The following is a 12658-nucleotide window of genomic DNA, read 5'->3' as shown; positions in this document are numbered from 1 at the left end:
GGCGAACAGCCGCCCCCGCCATTTCAAGGAGCCCCGCCATGCGCACCCTGTTGTTCAGCAGCCAGCACTACGATCAGGAAAGTTTCACCCGCGCCGCCAGCGGCGCCTTCGACCTGCACTTCCAACCCACCCGCCTGACCCTCGACACCGCCCCCCTGGCCCAGGGCTTCGAAGTAGTCTGCGCCTTCATCAATGACGCGCTCGACGCCCAGGTTCTCGAGCGCCTGGCCGCTGGCGGCACGCGCCTGGTCGCCCTGCGCTCGGCCGGCTACAACCACGTCGACCTGGCCGCCGCCAAACGCCTGGGCCTGGCCGTGGCGCGAGTGCCGGCCTACTCGCCCCATGCCGTCGCCGAACACGCCGTGGCACTGATCCTGGCCCTCAACCGCCGTCTGCACCGCGCCTACAATCGCACCCGCGAGGGCGACTTCACCCTGCACGGGCTGACCGGCTTCGACCTGCACGGCAAGACCGTCGGCGTGATCGGCACCGGCCAGATTGGCGCCGCGTTCGCGCGCATCATGGCCGGTTTCGGCTGCCAACTGCTGGCCTATGACCCCTACCCCAACCCCGAACTGCTGGCCCTGGGCGCCCGTTACCTGGCGTTGCCCGAGCTGCTGCGCGCGTCGCGGATCGTCAGCCTGCACTGCCCGCTGACCGAGCACACCCGCCACCTGATCAACGCCCAAAGCCTGGCCCAACTGCAACCCGGCGCCATGCTGATCAACACCGGCCGCGGCGCGCTGGTCGACACGCCGGCGCTGGTCGACGCGCTCAAGAGCGGCCAGCTCGGCCATCTGGGGCTGGATGTGTATGAAGAAGAGGCGCAGCTGTTCTTCGAGGACCGCTCCGACCTGCCGCTGCAGGACGACGTGCTGGCGCGCCTGCTGACCTTCCCCAACGTGATCGTCACCGCGCACCAGGCGTTCCTGACCCGTGAGGCGCTGGACGCCATCGCCACCACCACGCTCGACAACATCAGCCGCTGGGCGGCAGGCAATCCGCAGAACATCGTCGAAAGTTGATGCTAGGATACGCGGCAATTCTGGAGGACCCATGGTCGAACACGATTTCCGCTACACCCTTTTCAACCCGCAACACACCCTGATCGAGTGCCGCGCACTGGTGCCAGGCCGCTACCAGGTCACCGGCAACGGCGGCTCGATCCAGAAGGACGACGTGCTCCTGGTCACCCTCAAAGGCAGCAAGGACTTGTCCATGCGCCTGACCGTCGAGACCGTGCGCCACTTGATCAACCCGCGCGGCCAGTGGGTCGCCGTGGCCAAGGGCCCAGTGTTCAACGAGCTGGAGATCCTCAACTGGCAGGTCAAGTGCGACAGCTGCGAAGCGGTACTGGACTTCGAATTCGCCGTCGACGCCAAGCTGGGCAAGAAAGGCCATGCTCCGGCCGCCAGTGCCCGCGTGGCGGAGCTGGGTTGGGCCAGCCAGGGTGACAAACACCTGTGCCCGCAGTGCCGGGAGCGTGCCTGAGTGAAACAGCTGCTGACCACCGCGCTGATTGCCGCAGCCCTGGCCGGCTGCGCGTCGGAGCCTTCGAAGCTGCAACAGGAGCAGAGCTATGTGCTGGAGTGGATCGGTGAACGCCCACTGATCGACTACAGCCACCTGACACTGACCCTGGCCAACGACGGTCGCGCCTACGGTAACGCTGGCTGCAACCACTGGTTCGCCCCCTACACACTGGAGGGCGAGCGCATCAGCTTCGGCAAGGTCGGCAAGACCCGCAAGCTGTGTGCGCCGGCGTTGATGGACCAGGAGAAGCGCTTCTTGCAGGCGCTGGAAACGGTGCAGCGCTGGGATGTGTCGCCAATCGAGCAGATCCGCTTCTGGCCGGTTGAGGGCAAGCCTTTGCGCTTCTGGCCTGAGGAAAGCTGAGCTTCAACGCCTGTTCGCCAGCAAGCGGCCTCCTACAGGAACCGTGGGAGACCGCTTGCTGGCGAACTTTCAGGCGCCGCCTTTGAGCGCCTTGATCTTGGCCTGCAGCCCTTCGAGCGTCTGCTCGCCCATCAGTTGCTCACGCACCTTGCCCTTGTCGTCGATAATGTAGGTCACCGGCAACGCCTCGCTGCGTGGCAGCTCGTAGCGTTCGGCCGGGTCCTGGGCGAGCACGGTGAAACCGATGCCCAGCGTGTCGGCGGCGCTCTTGAGGTCCGGCCCTTGCAGGCCATCGAAGTTCACCCCCACCACCTTGATGCCCTGGGCCTCCCACTGCTTGGCAGCGGCATTGAGCTCGGGGATTTCCGTGCGGCACGGGCCGCACCATTCGGCCCAGTAATTGAGCACCAGCCAGTGCCCGTCGATCTGCTCGGCCTTCACCGTGTTGCCGTGCTGGTCCACGCCGTAGTCCGCACCGCAGCCGCCGAGCAACAGGCTCGCGGTGATGGCCAGTGCAGCTGCCAAACGCCTTGCCATGGGTCAATCCTTCTCGAAGTTTTCAAGCATTGAAGTCGGTCGCTGCGGTTAGAATAGCCGCCACACCCAGCTGGATGCGACCCGTCATGACCGATCTGACCCTCTATCATAACCCGCGCTGCTCGAAATCCCGCGGCGCCCTGGAACTGCTCGAGGCACGCGGCCTGGCGCCGACCATCGTGCGCTACCTCGAGACCCCACCCGACGCCGCCACGCTCGCGCAACTGCTCGGCAAGCTGGGCATCGACGCGCGCCAACTGCTGCGCACCGGCGAAGACGAGTACAAGGCCCTCGACCTGGCCAACCCGGCCCTGACCGACGCCCAACTGATCGACGCCATGGCCAAGCACCCCAAGCTGATCGAGCGCCCGATCCTCGTTGTCGGTGACAAAGCCGTGGTCGGTCGCCCACCGGAAAGAGTCCTGGAGATCCTGCCGTGAGCGAACCCTATATCCTGGTGCTGTATTACAGCCGCCACGGTTCGACCAGCGAAATGGCCCGGCATATCGCCCGCGGCGTCGAGATGGCCGGGCTGGAGGCACGCCTGCGCACCGTGCCGGCGATTTCCACCGAATGCGAAGCCGTGGCCCCGGACATTCCGGCCAGCGGCGCGCTGTACGCCACCCTCGACGACCTACGCCACTGCGCAGGCCTGGTGCTGGGCAGCCCGACCCGCTTCGGCAACATGGCCGCGCCGCTCAAGTACTTCCTCGACGGCACCAGCAGCCTGTGGCTGGGTGGCGAACTGGTGGGCAAGCCGGCCGGCGTGTTCACCTCCACCGCCAGCTTGCACGGCGGCCAGGAAACCACCCTGCTGTCGATGATGCTGCCGCTGATGCACCACGGCATGCTGGTGATGGGCCTGCCCTACAGCGAATCGGCGCTGCTCGAGACCCGCGGCGGCGGCACACCCTACGGCGCCAGCCACCATGCCGGCGCCGATGGCAAGCGCGAGCTGGACCCGCACGAGATCACCCTGTGCCGTGCCCTCGGCCAACGCCTGGCGAACACCGCCAAGGCCCTGGAGGGGCAACGTGGCTAGGAAGCCCAAGGTACTGCCGCCGCTGGACTGGCTGGCACCACGCGTGCGTTTCACCCGCGCCGTGAGCCTGGCTTGTTTCTTTGGCCTGATCGCCCTGCTGGTGGTGAACAACCTGTGGTTCGCCGACCTGCACGGGGCGCGGGTCGAGGTGATCATGGCCATCGAGCTGATCCCGTTGCTGTTGTTGCTGCCGGGCATGCTCATGGGCAGCGCCCGGGCGCATGCCTGGACCTGCTTCGTGGTCAACATCTACTTCATCAAGGGCGTGCTGGCTGCGTTCGACCCGGCGCGGGCGGTGTTCGGCTGGGTGGAGTTGCTAGTGAGCCTGGGGTTGTTCGTCAGCGGGCTGCTGTTCGTGCGCTGGAAGTTCCAGCAGGAGCGGCGCTTGGCGGGCGAAGCAAGCTGAACGCTATCGCGGCGGTGCGCCGATGCGACTTGCCCCGCGATGGCATTACAACTGATCTCAATGATTGACGGTATGCGCCAGCATCACCGACAACTGGCACAGCGGTCGCCCGCTTTCTGCATGCCACTGGTTGAACGCCTGCTGCACCAACGCCAGGTCACGTTGGCTGGTCGGCGGCTTGTCGATGATCTTCTGGGCGATCAACGCCGCCGCCATGTCATCGGTGGGAATGAACGTATCCTTGCCGACCATGCGCAGGAAGCGTGGTGCCGACAACCCGCCCAGCTGGTTGCCATGCTTGGCCAGGTACTTCCACAACCCGACGATATCGGTCTCGGGCCAGCCGGCGATGAATGCGCCAAAACTGCCCTTCTCCTTCGCCACGTCCAGCACCATCTGGGCATTGCGCGGCACGCTCTTGAGCTTGCCCAGGTGGCGGATGATGCGCTCGTCATGCATCAGCCGCTCCAGGTGCTCGGCGCCCATCAGCACGACCTTTTCCGGGTCGAAACCGAAGAACACCTGCTCGAACGCCGGCCACTTCGCGTCCACCAGGCTGTGCTTGAGCCCGGCGCGGAACACGCGCAGGGCCAGCGTCGACAGGTAGCGATCGTCCGGGATATCACGCAATTGCGCGGCCGTAAGCGGCTGCGGCAGGAAGGCTTCCAGCGCCTGGGCCGAACCGAAGCGGTTCAGGCAGTACTCGTGCAACCACTGATAGTCGCGCATGCGGTCAGATGTTCAGCACGTCGAGGAAGCGCGGGGTGGCGCTCTCGTCGATCTTCAGGCTGGTGAAATCGAACAGGTTACGGTCGGCCAGCTGCGACGGCGCCACGTTCTGCAGGGCGCGGAAGATGCTCTCGGTACGGCCCGGGTGCTTGCGCTCCCACTCCACCAGCATATCCTTGACCACCTGGCGCTGCAGGTTCTCCTGTGAACCGCACAGGTTGCACGGGATGATCGGGAATTCCTTCATGTCCGAGTAGGCCTGGATATCCTTCTCGCTGCAGTAGGCCAGCGGGCGGATCACCACGTTGCGGCCGTCGTCGGCGCGCAGCTTCGGTGGCATGCCCTTGAGCGCGCCGTTGAAGAACATGTTGAGGAAGAAGGTCTCGACGATGTCGTCGCGGTGATGCCCCAGGGCCATCTTGGTCGCGCCGATCTCGTCGGCGAAGGTGTACAGGGTGCCGCGGCGCAGGCGCGAACACAGCGAGCAGGTGGTCTTGCCCTCGGGCACCAGCTCCTTGACCACCGAGTAGGTATCCTTCTCGACGATGTGGTACTCGACGCCCAGTTCTTTCAGATAAGCGGGCAGCACGTGCTCGGGGAAGCCCGGCTGCTTCTGGTCCATGTTCACCGCGACGATGTCGAACTTGATCGGCGCCACCTTCTGCAGGTGCAACAGAACGTCGAGCATGGTGTAGCTGTCCTTGCCGCCGGACAGGCAGACCATGACCTTGTCGCCATCCTCGATCATGTTGTAGTCGGTGATGGCTTCGCCGGCGAGACGACGCAGGCGTTTTTGCAGTTTGTTCTGGTTGACCGAAAGGGTGCCCATAGCGCTTGGATCCGCGAGGTGTGACAAAAGCGGGCTATTTTACGCACAAACCTGGCAGTGCAGTAGGGCATTCCGATAAAGACTTCAAGGGAATCAGCACCAGGCCTGACAGCGCAATTTGCTCTAAAAAGCCAGGTTTGTGCCAGGATCCGCTTCCTATACTGCGACATAAGGCCACACGACCGCTTGCATCGGTGTTCGGGCCTCGGGCCACAAGCGCTCCATCTGGGGGGCGTTTGGCAACGACGATAGGAGTGACCGGCATGATTCATCACGTTGTAGGGCTGTTTACCCACCCTGACCAGGAGTGGCGGGAGATTCGTGGCGAGGAAGAAAGCATCAGCCACATGTACCTGACCCACACGCTGATCCTCGCGGCGATCCCTGCCGTGTCGGCGTTCATCGGCACCACCCAGGTCGGCTGGGTGATTGGCGACCGGCCAGCGGTGATGCTGACCATGGAAAGCGCCCTGTGGATGAGCATCATGTCCTACCTGGCGATGCTCGCCGGGGTGGCGGTGATGGGCGCCTTCATCCACTGGATGGCCCGCACCTACGACGCCAACCCGAGCATGGCGCAATGCATCGCCTTCGCCACCTACACCGCCACCCCGCTGTTCATCGGCGGCCTCGCGGCGCTGTACCCGCACCTGTGGCTGGGCATGCTGATCGGCACGGCGGCGATCTGCTACACCGTGTACCTGCTGTATGTCGGCTTGCCGACGTTCATGAACATCCCATCAGACGAAGGCTTCCTGTTCTCCAGTTCGGTGCTGGCGGTGGGCCTGGTGGTACTGGTGGCGATCATGGCCGCGACCGTGATCATCTGGGGACTGGGCGTGGGGCCCGTCTACACCAACTGACGCATCAAAATCAGATCCAACCAACACTGGGGCATCACCCGAAGCCGCCGCAAGGCGGCTTCGTTTCGTGTGCCTGACCGGCGGCTCGGCAGCCGCCCGTCGCCTACGGCATAATGCCCGGTCAGGAGAATTGCCCCGCCATGCCCGAGCTGCTCAAACAACGCGTCGAAACCTGTTACCAGCAAGCCGAAGCCTTCTTCAAACGCCCCTTCCCGCGCCCGCAGGTCAGCTTCAAGCTGCGCGGCCAGAAGGCCGGCGTCGCCCACCTGCACGAGAACCTGCTGCGCTTCAACCTGCAGCTGTACCGCGAGAACCAAGACGACTTCCTGCGCCAGACCGTGGCCCATGAAGTGGCGCACCTGGTGGCCCACCAGTTGTTTGGTGACAAGATCCAGGCCCACGGCGAGGAGTGGCAACTGATCATGCGCGGGGTGTACGAGCTGCCGCCGAATCGCTGCCACAACTATGAGGTGCAACGGCGAGTGGCGACGCGCTACATCTACCGTTGCCCGTGCCCGGAGAGCGATTTCCCGTTCACCGCGCAGCGGCACAAGCTGGTGCGCCAGGGGCGGCGGTACCTGTGCCGGCGATGCCGGGAGATTCTGGTGTACAGCGGCCAGACCCGGGTCGAGTAACCACGATCGTTGTAGGAGCCGGCCTTGCCGGCGAACACCGGCGCAGCCGGTGCCATGCATCGCGGCGCCTGGTTCGCCAGCAAGACTGGCTCCTACGGATCGGATCGCGGGGCAGCGGCACAAAAAAGGCGACCCGAAGGTCGCCTTTTGGCATTTCACACGTCTATCAACGCGCCGGGCCTTCGGCCACGCCGAGGTCGTCGGTCGGACGGGTGTCGACCAGCGGCGAGCCACCGGAAGCCAGCTCCGCCTGCAGGGTGTCGGTGTCCAGCTCCTTGACCCACTTGGCCACCACCACGGTGGCCACGGCGTTACCGATCAGGTTGGTCAGGGCGCGGGCTTCGGACATGAAGCGGTCGATACCCAGGATCAGCGCCAGGCCGGCAACCGGCAGGTGGCCGACAGCCGACAGGGTCGCGGCCAGCACGATGAAGCCCGATCCCGTAACGCCCGCAGCCCCCTTGGAGGCCACCAGCAGCACCAGCAGCAGGGTGATCTGGTGGGTGATGTCCATGGTGGTGTCGGTGGCCTGGGCGATGAACACCGCGGCCATGGTCAGGTAGATCGAGGTACCGTCCAGGTTGAACGAGTAACCGGTCGGGATCACCAGGCCAACCACGGACTTCTTCGCGCCCAGGCGCTCCATCTTGGCCAGCATGCGCGGCAGGGCCGATTCCGAGGACGAGGTGCCCAGCACGATCAGCAGTTCTTCACGGATATAGCGGATCAGCTTGATCACGCTGAAACCATGGGCGCGGCAGATACCGCCCAGGACCACCAGGACGAACAGGATGCAAGTGATGTAGAAGCAGGCCATCAGGTAGCCCAATTGCACCAGCGAGCCCACGCCGTACTGGCCGATGGTGAAGGCCATGGCACCGAAGGCACCGATCGGCGCCAGCTTCATGATCATGTTGATGATGTTGAACATCACATGGGCGAAGCGGTCGATCAGGTCCAGCACCGGCTTGCCGTAGCTACCCAGGCGATGCAGGGCGAAACCGAACAGCACCGAGAACATCAGCACCTGCAGGATATCGCCGTTGGCGAAGGCGCCGACCACGGTGTTGGGGATGACGTTGAGCAGGAAGCCCACGGTGGTCTGCTGCGCGCCGGCGGCGGCATAGGCGGCCACGCTGCTGGCGTTCAGGGTGCTGACGTCGACGTGCATGCCGGCGCCCGGCTGAACCACGTTGACCACGACCAGGCCGATGATCAGGGCGATGGTGGAAACGATCTCGAAGTACAGCAGCGCGTAGCCGCCGGTCTTGCCGACCGACTTCATGCTCTGCATGCCGGCGATGCCGCTGACCACGGTGCAGAAGATGATCGGCGCGATGACCATCTTGATCAGTTTGACGAAGCCGTCACCCAGGGGTTTGAGGGCGACGCCGGTCTCCGGGTAGTAGTGGCCGAGCAGGATACCGATGGTGATGGCGACCAACACCTGGACATACAGGGATTTGTACAGCGGCTGACGTTTCGTCATGGCTCATTTTTCCTCATGTGTGCCGGCGCATCCTTCCCAGGATGTCGGGGCACCTGAATCGCGAACCCTCCTGCACCCGGAGGGATTTGTCGTTGTGGTCGAGCGCCTGGTCAGGCCTCTGCCAGGTGAATAGCAAGGGCGATGCCAAAGTGCCCGCTTGAGGTGCACGGCCAGTGATTTCAGGGGGTGTATGCCCTCGGACGGGGCAATGGCTTACAGCGGGAATGGCGGATTTCCGCCCGATGGCGGAAATCGTACAAGGTGCGTTGGCGGGAATCCGCCTGACGTGCATGCTGCTGCTCTGAATGCACACCCCTCTGTAGGAGCGGCTTCAGCCGCGAAACAAGCAACGCGGAGCCTGGCACCGGCTACGCCGGTGTTCGCGGCTGAAGCCGCTCCTACACGTGCGGGGTCATTCCAAACGGAAGGCAATCCGGAACGCAGCGCCACCCAACACCGAATCCCCCAGGCTCAACTCGGCGTCATAGCTGTCGATGATGTCCTTGACCACCGCCAGGCCGATCCCTTGCCCCGGGTGCTGGCGATCCAGCCGCTCGCCACGCTCGAGAATGCGCTCACGCTGGTGGGGCGGCACACCCGGGCCATCGTCCTCGACCCACAGATCCAGCCGCCCCGGCACTTCGCGCAGGCTCACCCGCACTTGCCCCAGGCACAGCCGGTAGGCGTTCTCCAGCAGGTTGCCCAGCAGCTCGAGCAAGGCGCCCTGCTCCATGGGTACCCGTGCCTGGGCTGGCAAATCGAAGCTGACCTCGACGCGTTTGTCGCGATAGACCTTGGCCAAGGTGCTGCACAGGCTGTCGAGCAACGGCTTGAGCTCGACCTGGTGTCGCACCAGGCCGCTCTTGCGCAGGCTGGCGCGCTGCAACTGGTAGTCGATCTGCTGGCTCATGCGGTCGATCTGGCTTTGCAACACCCGCGCCTGCTCAGGCTCGCTCTTGCCCTGAGCCATGCCCTCGCCCACGCCCTGCAGCACCGCCAGGGGCGTTTTCAGGCTGTGGGCCAGGTCGTCGAGGGAGTCGCGATAGCGTTGGCGTTGCTCACGCTCGCTGCGCAGCAGGCGGTTGAGCGAGCCGGTCAGGCGCAACAGTTCGCGCGGGTGCTCGCGGCTCAGGCCATCGCGGGCGCCAGCCTCTACCTCGTCGAGTTCATGGCTGAGCCGGCGCAACGAGCGCAGGCCCCAGGTCAGCCCTGCCCACAGCAACACCATCAGCGCCAACAGGGCCGCGCCGAAGCCCAGGTACAACTTTTCGCGCAAACCGCTCAGGGTGGCGTGGTATTCACTCACCGGTTGCAGCGCCACGATGCTGAATGCCGCGCTCTTGCCTCCCAGCAGCTTGACCTCCACGTCATAAACGAAGAACTCATCGCCATCGGTCTGGTGAATGCGCGCGAACTCGTTGCCGCGCCCGTCGTAGCGCGGCTGGTAGTTGATGTTCTGGTTGCGCGTGGCCCGTGACTGCCACACCAGCGTGCCCTGGCGATCGAAGATATAGCCCAGCAGGCCGGTGTACGGCAGGTTGAAGCGCTCGTCGGGCAACAGGGCCGGCATCTGCAACTGGCCATGTTCGACGCGCGCTGCTGAAATCAGGGTGGTCACGTCCGAGGCCAGGCGTTGCTCGATCGACTCCTGCAGCGCCAGGCTGAAGGCCTTTTGCAAGGCCGGCAGCAGGGCCAGCATGAACAGCAGCGCCAGCACCGCCGCGGCCAGCATCAGGCGCACGCGCAGCGAGCGGATCATCGGCAGCGCTCGGTGAACAGGTAGCCCAGGCCACGCACGGTGTCGATCGGCTTGAAGCCGTTGTCGCCTTCCAGCTTGCGCCGCAAGCGGCCCACCAGCACCTCGATGACATTGGGGTCGCGCTCCTCGTCATCCGGGTACAACTGCTCCATCAGCCGGTCCTTGGCCACCACCTGCTGGTGATGGCGCATGAGGTATTCGAGGATGCGGTACTCGTAGGCGGTCAGCGCCAACGGCGCATCATCCAGGGTGGCCTGCTTGCGGTTGAGGTCGAGCACCAGGGGGCCGGCGGCGATGGTCGACTGGGTGAAACCGCTGGAGCGGCGCAGCAAGGCGTTCAGGCGCGCCTCGAGCTCTTCGAACTGGAAGGGTTTGACCACATAGTCGTCGGCCCCGGCGGCCAGGCCTTCGACCTTGTCCTGCCAGTTGCCGCGAGCGGTCAGTATCAGGATCGGAAAGGTCTGGCCGAGGCTGCGCAGCTGGCGGATCAGGTCCAGGCCGCTCATGCCCGGCAGGCCCAGGTCGATCACCGCCAGGTCGTGGTTGTACTGCTCGGCCTGGTACAGGGCTTCCTCCGCGTTGGCCACCGCCTGGACCACGTGCCCGCCTTCGCCCAGGCGCGTGAACAGGTGATGACGCAGCAGCGCCTCGTCCTCGACCACCAGCAATTTCATGCGGATCTCCTTTCGATAGGGAATGCCTTTACCGGCCTCATCGCGGGTAAACCCGCCCCTACAGGGTTGTGCACCACCTGTGGGAATAGGTTTACCTGCGGCGAAGCCGGTACAGGATAACAGCGGACTCAGAACTTGTAGGTAGCCGCCAGGTACGTCTGCGCGCTGCTGGTCAGGCGCAGGGTGCCATCCTTTGGTCCGCCGTGGCTGCCGATCTCGGTGCTGGCATTGCTGCGCAGGTAACGGTAGCCCAGCTCCACCGAGGTGTTGTCGGTCACTTCCTGGATCACGCCGGCCTGCAGGCCGACGGCGTAGCCGTAGTCGGTGTCGCGGCGGGCGCCGGGCGAGTCCTGGGTCAGCTTGGTCATGCCCAGGCTGCCGCCGCCGAACAGCTTGGTGGTATCGCCGATCGGCAGGAACAGGTCGTAGCTGCCGAGCAGGTTTTCCTGGCGCAGCTTGATGCCGCTGTGGTCCCCCGAGACGTTGTCGTAGGTCATGTAGTAGCGACCCTGGTCGTTGATCTTGCCCACACGCACGCCCCAGGTGTCGTCCTTGCCGATGATGCCGTCGGCGTTCAGGTGGTCGGTGTTGCGTTGCAGCAGGCCGGACTTGCGCACCTTGTCGCTGGTCTGGCCGTAAGTCAGGCTGGCGAAGTTGTCGTCGGCCTGGGCGACGGTGGTGAGGCCGGCGGCGCAAACGGCCATGGCGGCGATCAAAGTATTGAGGGTTTTCATGGTTCAGGTACTCCCGTTGAATGCGTTGTTGCTGTCTGGGGGCTAGAGTAGGGAGGACGCCCTGAACCGCCGCTGAACCCAGCCTGAACCTCGGCTGAACGAACCGACCGATGTCGAAAGAAGGAGCTTTGACCATGCGTTACCTGCTTGCGTTGGCCCTGCTGTGCAGTACCGCCCTCGCCCAGGCGGCGGTGCAGACCCGCGAGATCCGTTATCAGGCTGCCGATGGCGCCGCCCTGATCGGCTACTACGCCTATGACGACGCCGTCGACGGCAAGCGCCCCGGTGTGCTGGTGGTGCATGAATGGTGGGGGCTGAACGACTATGCCAAGCGCCGCGCCCGTGACCTCGCCGCGCTGGGCTACAACGCCCTGGCCATCGATATGTACGGCGAAGGCAAGCAAACCGAGCATCCTGCCGAAGCCCAGGCGTTCATGGCGGCAGCGCTGAAAGACCCGGAGGCGGCGGCCCAGCGCTTCGATGCGGGGCTGAAGTTGCTCAAGCTGCAGCCCAATACCCGGCAGCATCAACTGGCCGCTATCGGCTACTGCTTCGGTGGCAAGGTGGTGCTCGATGCCGCGCGCCGGGGCGTGAAACTCGACGCCGTGGTGAGCTTCCATGGCGCACTGGTCACCCAGAAACCGGCCAAGCCGGGAGTGATCCGGGCGAAGATCCTGGTAGAGCATGGCGAGGCCGACAGCATGGTCACGCCGGAACAGGTGGCGGCGTTCAAGGCGGAAATGGATGCGGCCGGGGCCGACTACAAGTTCGTCGGCATCCCCGGGGCCAAGCACGGCTTCACCAACCCCGATGCCGACCGGCTGAGCCATGGCGAGCATGGCGGGCCGGATATCGGCTATGACAAGGCGGCGGATGAAAGCTCGTGGAAGGATATGCAGGCGTTTCTCAAGACCGCGTTCGACTGAGGCTCGTCGGGGGCGCTGCGCGCCCCATTCGCCGGCAAGGCCGGCCCCTACGAAGGCGGCGCTGAACCTGTAGGAGCCGGCCTTGCCGGCGAATGGGCTGCAAAGCAGCCCCACAATCTCCGCTCCACCACCCGCTCAG

General features: G+C 64.8%; 16 protein-coding genes. 9 read left to right on the top strand and 7 right to left on the bottom strand.

The annotated features are described in order from the left end of the window. Positions 1-38 precede the first annotated feature (38 nt). From IM733_RS00210 to IM733_RS00200, 3 genes are read left to right on the top strand one after another with little or no spacing between them, the layout of a single operon-like run. Positions 39-1025: a 2-hydroxyacid dehydrogenase gene (locus tag IM733_RS00210; protein WP_248919030.1), complete on the top strand. Its 987-nt coding sequence runs from the start codon at positions 39-41 to the stop codon at positions 1023-1025. Positions 1026-1056: 31 nt separating this feature from the next. Beyond that, positions 1057-1491, top strand: coding sequence for a hypothetical protein (locus IM733_RS00205; protein WP_248919029.1), 435 nt, complete (start codon positions 1057-1059; stop codon positions 1489-1491). Then, the gene (locus IM733_RS00200) at positions 1492-1896 is read left to right on the top strand and encodes an META domain-containing protein (RefSeq protein ID WP_248919028.1); all 405 of its coding nucleotides are present in this window, start codon (positions 1492-1494) and stop codon (positions 1894-1896) included. It begins immediately after the preceding gene. Positions 1897-1965: 69 nt separating this feature from the next. On the opposite strand, the gene IM733_RS00195 is transcribed toward IM733_RS00200, so the two are convergent. Beyond that, positions 1966-2433 (bottom strand): TlpA disulfide reductase family protein, encoded by a 468-nt coding sequence (locus tag IM733_RS00195; RefSeq protein WP_248919027.1) that lies wholly within the window; start codon positions 2431-2433, stop codon positions 1966-1968. A gap of 86 nt (positions 2434-2519) precedes the next feature. Between IM733_RS00195 and arsC the strand changes: the two genes are divergently transcribed. Genes arsC through IM733_RS00180 form a run of 3 tightly spaced genes read left to right on the top strand, consistent with a single transcriptional unit; the run spans position 2520 to position 3881 of the window. Further along, a complete protein-coding gene (gene arsC, locus IM733_RS00190) occupies positions 2520-2873 on the top strand; it encodes an arsenate reductase (glutaredoxin) (RefSeq protein ID WP_248919026.1) in 354 nt (117 codons plus the stop codon). Then, the gene (gene wrbA, locus IM733_RS00185) at positions 2870-3475 is read left to right on the top strand and encodes an NAD(P)H:quinone oxidoreductase (RefSeq protein WP_248919025.1); all 606 of its coding nucleotides are present in this window, start codon (positions 2870-2872) and stop codon (positions 3473-3475) included. Before arsC ends, wrbA begins: the two co-directional genes overlap by 4 nt. Further along, positions 3468-3881: a DUF2069 domain-containing protein gene (locus tag IM733_RS00180; RefSeq protein WP_248919024.1), complete on the top strand. Its 414-nt coding sequence runs from the start codon at positions 3468-3470 to the stop codon at positions 3879-3881. Before wrbA ends, IM733_RS00180 begins: the two co-directional genes overlap by 8 nt. A gap of 57 nt (positions 3882-3938) precedes the next feature. Here the strand turns inward: IM733_RS00180 and IM733_RS00175 are convergent, their stop codons facing one another. Beyond that, a complete protein-coding gene (locus IM733_RS00175; protein ID WP_248919023.1) occupies positions 3939-4610 on the bottom strand; it encodes a DNA-3-methyladenine glycosylase I in 672 nt (223 codons plus the stop codon). A 4-nt stretch (positions 4611-4614) separates the two neighbouring features. Beyond that, on the bottom strand, positions 4615-5439 hold the full coding sequence (ttcA, locus tag IM733_RS00170; protein WP_011532643.1) for a tRNA 2-thiocytidine(32) synthetase TtcA: 825 nt from the start codon (positions 5437-5439) through the stop codon (positions 4615-4617). Between the two features lie 263 nt (positions 5440-5702). On the opposite strand from ttcA, the gene IM733_RS00165 reads away from it, so the two are divergent. Together IM733_RS00165 and IM733_RS00160 are read left to right on the top strand one after the other, a co-directional pair. After that, entirely contained in the window at positions 5703-6302 is a 600-nt protein-coding gene (locus tag IM733_RS00165; protein ID WP_011532642.1) for a Yip1 family protein, read from the top strand. Between the two features lie 140 nt (positions 6303-6442). After that, positions 6443-6937, top strand: a complete 495-nt coding sequence (locus tag IM733_RS00160; protein WP_248919022.1) for a SprT family zinc-dependent metalloprotease — start codon at positions 6443-6445, stop codon at positions 6935-6937. Between the two features lie 166 nt (positions 6938-7103). On the opposite strand, the gene IM733_RS00155 is transcribed toward IM733_RS00160, so the two are convergent. From IM733_RS00155 to IM733_RS00140, 4 genes are all read right to left on the bottom strand, one after another. Further along, complete coding sequence (locus IM733_RS00155; protein ID WP_240066264.1) at positions 7104-8426, bottom strand: dicarboxylate/amino acid:cation symporter; 1323 nt, start codon at positions 8424-8426, stop codon at positions 7104-7106. Between the two features lie 412 nt (positions 8427-8838). Beyond that, entirely contained in the window at positions 8839-10185 is a 1347-nt protein-coding gene (locus tag IM733_RS00150; protein ID WP_248919021.1) for an ATP-binding protein, read from the bottom strand. Next, on the bottom strand, positions 10182-10859 hold the full coding sequence (locus IM733_RS00145) for a response regulator (RefSeq protein WP_011532638.1): 678 nt from the start codon (positions 10857-10859) through the stop codon (positions 10182-10184). The genes IM733_RS00150 and IM733_RS00145 overlap by 4 nt, the downstream gene beginning before the upstream one ends. A gap of 128 nt (positions 10860-10987) precedes the next feature. Continuing rightward, positions 10988-11593, bottom strand: coding sequence for an outer membrane protein (locus IM733_RS00140; RefSeq protein ID WP_248919020.1), 606 nt, complete (start codon positions 11591-11593; stop codon positions 10988-10990). A gap of 134 nt (positions 11594-11727) precedes the next feature. On the opposite strand from IM733_RS00140, the gene IM733_RS00135 reads away from it, so the two are divergent. After that, complete coding sequence (locus IM733_RS00135; RefSeq protein ID WP_248919019.1) at positions 11728-12519, top strand: dienelactone hydrolase family protein; 792 nt, start codon at positions 11728-11730, stop codon at positions 12517-12519. The last annotated feature ends 139 nt before the right edge of the window (positions 12520-12658 follow it).

It is taken from the genome of Pseudomonas entomophila, from assembly GCF_023277925.1.
GTDB classification, from domain to species: domain Bacteria; phylum Pseudomonadota; class Gammaproteobacteria; order Pseudomonadales; family Pseudomonadaceae; genus Aquipseudomonas; species Aquipseudomonas entomophila_D.
Note: the sequence above shows the minus strand (reverse complement) of the source record. Positions and strands in the feature narration are given on the sequence as shown.

Bases quoted from the DNA above. Each gene is read 5' to 3' on its own strand.
- IM733_RS00210 (WP_248919030.1), top strand. From the start codon at position 39: ATGCGCACCCTGTTGTTCAGCAGCCAGCACTACGATCAGGAAAGTTTC.
- IM733_RS00205 (WP_248919029.1), top strand. From the start codon at position 1,057: ATGGTCGAACACGATTTCCGCTACACCCTTTTCAACCCGCAACACACC.
- IM733_RS00195 (WP_248919027.1), bottom strand. From the start codon at position 2,433: ATGGCAAGGCGTTTGGCAGCTGCACTGGCCATCACCGCGAGCCTGTTG.
- arsC (WP_248919026.1), top strand. From the start codon at position 2,520: ATGACCGATCTGACCCTCTATCATAACCCGCGCTGCTCGAAATCCCGC.
- IM733_RS00175 (WP_248919023.1), bottom strand. From the start codon at position 4,610: ATGCGCGACTATCAGTGGTTGCACGAGTACTGCCTGAACCGCTTCGGT.
- ttcA (WP_011532643.1), bottom strand. From the start codon at position 5,439: ATGGGCACCCTTTCGGTCAACCAGAACAAACTGCAAAAACGCCTGCGT.
- IM733_RS00165 (WP_011532642.1), top strand. From the start codon at position 5,703: ATGATTCATCACGTTGTAGGGCTGTTTACCCACCCTGACCAGGAGTGG.
- IM733_RS00160 (WP_248919022.1), top strand. From the start codon at position 6,443: ATGCCCGAGCTGCTCAAACAACGCGTCGAAACCTGTTACCAGCAAGCC.
- IM733_RS00155 (WP_240066264.1), bottom strand. From the start codon at position 8,426: ATGACGAAACGTCAGCCGCTGTACAAATCCCTGTATGTCCAGGTGTTG.
- IM733_RS00150 (WP_248919021.1), bottom strand. From the start codon at position 10,185: ATGATCCGCTCGCTGCGCGTGCGCCTGATGCTGGCCGCGGCGGTGCTG.
- IM733_RS00145 (WP_011532638.1), bottom strand. From the start codon at position 10,859: ATGAAATTGCTGGTGGTCGAGGACGAGGCGCTGCTGCGTCATCACCTG.
- IM733_RS00140 (WP_248919020.1), bottom strand. From the start codon at position 11,593: ATGAAAACCCTCAATACTTTGATCGCCGCCATGGCCGTTTGCGCCGCC.
- IM733_RS00135 (WP_248919019.1), top strand. From the start codon at position 11,728: ATGCGTTACCTGCTTGCGTTGGCCCTGCTGTGCAGTACCGCCCTCGCC.